We start from the raw sequence: 2549 nt of genomic DNA, 5'->3' as shown, positions 1-2549 counted from the left end.
GCGCCATGGAGCTCACCCGCCGCGTTGCACGCCAGCAGCGCCGCGCGTTGGCGTTGGGGCCGGGACCCGGAACCCAAGGCCAGCAGCGCACCTTGCGGGCAGCCCGCCCAGGGCGGCAAGCGGGCCAGCGCCTCCAGGTCGGGCTTGGCGGCCTTGCGGGCCTTGGGCTTGTCAGGCAGTTCGCCGYYGAAGAGCCKRTGCAGCCGGCCGGSGCSSTCGCCCGMSARGYCAAASACGGCCAGCGTGTRCTCGTCATCGGCAACGACAAACAGCCGCTGSCCCACCTGAACCAAMCCGCTGGCKGCGCTGAGGTGGCCYRGAGCRGCGTCYGTCTCGACGGACAGKGTTCGGATGACTCGGACCTCCAGCATGGCAAAACTCCGGCAAGCGTGCCGGCGATGCTAGTCGTGCCCGGAGAGCAGCATCGACGCCAGGCTGAGGTGGGGACGCCAGCTGGGGCGCGTTTGGAAGGGTGTGCATCAGCTCGATGACGTCCACCGCCTACCTCCACACGCGTCCCGACACCAGTCCTGTGCTCCAGATGAAGGGCTCGATGTGCACATTTCGTCACGAAATCTCTAGCACCAGCCGATGAATGGTCGGCAGTTCAGGTGATCGGATCGATCGCTAAACCCCATACTGAGCGGCGAACCGCACACGAACCTGAAAGGCTCTGATGGCACCGCGTGAGGTTCGATTGCTTTTGGTCGACGACGACCCGTCCGCGATCCAGGTCATGGCGCGGATGTTGTCGGAGTACCCCGATCAGCGCTTCGCCACATCGGGCCAAGCCGCACTGCGGCTGGCACGTGAGCTGACCCCGGATCTCATCGTGCTGGATGTCGACATGCCTGGCATGACCGGGCTCGACGTGTGTGAGGCGCTGAAGGCCGACCCGGTCTTGGCTGATGTCCCTGTCATCTTCGCGACCAGCCACGACCCCACGACCCTGCTGCAAGTCACGGCCTTCCGCAAGGGCGGGTCCGATTTCGTCACCAAGCCGCTGATCGCGGTCCAGTTGACAGCCCGCGTGCGTGCGCACCTGCGCACCAAACTGCTGATCGAGGATCTGCAACGCGACAGCCTCGCATCGGGTGCCGCGCCGCCRCCGCCAGGCACGCAGACTCCGCGACTGCTGGTCGTTGACGATGACGTTGCATCGATCTACGTGCTGCGCAAGACGCTGGCCGCAATGGGCGATTTTTACTTTGCCAAGAACGGCGAGGAAGCCTTGGACCTCGCGCGTCGCCTGCTGCCGGACCTGATCCTGCTCGACGCGCACATGCCGGGTATCGACGGATTCGACGTGTGCAGGACGCTCAAGGCGGAAGCCGCCTTCAGGCACGTGCCGATCGCTTTCATCACCCGGTTCTCCGATCCGCGCAGCGAGATGCGTGCGCTCGATCTCGGTGCGGCAGATTTCATCGCCAAGCCCTACACCCGGGCTGTTCTGCAGGCACGCGTGCGCAACCTGCTCGACCTGAAGCGACGCACCGATGCCGAGCTGGAGTCGGTGCGCGAACACCTGCAGCGCGTGGGTGATGCGCGCGTCGCAGACATCGTCGGCGCCGCATCGGACGCCATCGTCACCTGCAATGCCGACGACAAGGTGGTGTTGATCAACGCTGCGGCTTGCCGCATGTTCGCCGTCGAGCACCAGCAGGCCATCGGGTCGCCGATGCAAGCGCTGTTGGGCGAGGCTGCGTTGATTGACAACCAAGCTCAGAACGCCCCGGTCCGCACCACGGTCACGCGTGCGAGCGGTGAATGCTTCCCGACCGAGATGTCGGTGTCGCGGGTTGGCGAAGGTCCGGACCGCCTGACCACCGTGATGCTGCGCGACATCAGCGACCGTGATCGGCTCGAGGCCGAATCACGCTCGCGCATCGAAGCCGAAACGGCCAGCCGCACCAAGACGCTGATGCTGTCCTACATCGCCCACGAGATGGGCAACCCCTTGAATGGCATGCTCGGTTTCGCCCAGCTGATGGCGGCCGATGAGAAGCACCCGATGTCTGCGGTCCAGGCCCAGCGCCTGACGCAGATCCTGGCCAGCGGCAAGCACTTGGAAGTCCTGATGCGCGACGTGATGGACCTCGGCCGCTTGGAGACCGGCAAGCTGACGGTCGAGTTGCGCCCAGTGAACGCCGCCCGGTGCGCGCAAGACGCCGCAGAGGCGGTCTCGGCGCTGGCGCAGCGGGCCGGCGTGACGCTGACATGCCCGCTCCCGTCGGCACCCGCCCGCTGCGCCGCCGACGTCGGACGGCTGCACCAGTGTCTGTTGAACCTGCTGACGAATGCCATCAAGTACAACCGGCCCGGCGGTTGGGCAAGGATAGCGGTGACCGGCGACTCGCAAGCAGTCGCGATTGCCGTGAGCGACAACGGCTTCGGCATGGACGCGTTGCAGCGCCAGCACCTGTTCGAACCCTTCAACCGCCTCGGCAGACAGCTGGGCTCGACGCCCGGCGCAGGCCTTGGGCTGATGATCACGCGTCAGTTCGTGGAGGCGATGAACGGTCAGTTGCGCGTCGAGAGCGAGCCGGGTC

At 66.1% G+C, this 2549-nt stretch carries 2 protein-coding genes; one reads left to right on the top strand and one right to left on the bottom strand.

All coding sequences use genetic code 11. From position 1 onward, the window contains the following. Positions 1-371, bottom strand: a 371-nt coding sequence (locus AC1DU6_RS27005) for a DUF6929 family protein (RefSeq protein WP_477860881.1), incomplete at its 3' end; no start/stop codon positions are given. A 326-nt stretch (positions 372-697) separates the two neighbouring features. Between AC1DU6_RS27005 and AC1DU6_RS27000 the strand changes: the two genes are divergently transcribed. After that, on the top strand, positions 698-2549 hold a 1852-nt coding region (locus AC1DU6_RS27000), incomplete at its 3' end, for a response regulator (RefSeq protein WP_477860879.1).

The sequence above is a fragment of the Roseateles sp. P5_B10 genome, assembly GCF_056400485.1.
Note: the sequence above shows the minus strand (reverse complement) of the source record. Positions and strands in the feature narration are given on the sequence as shown.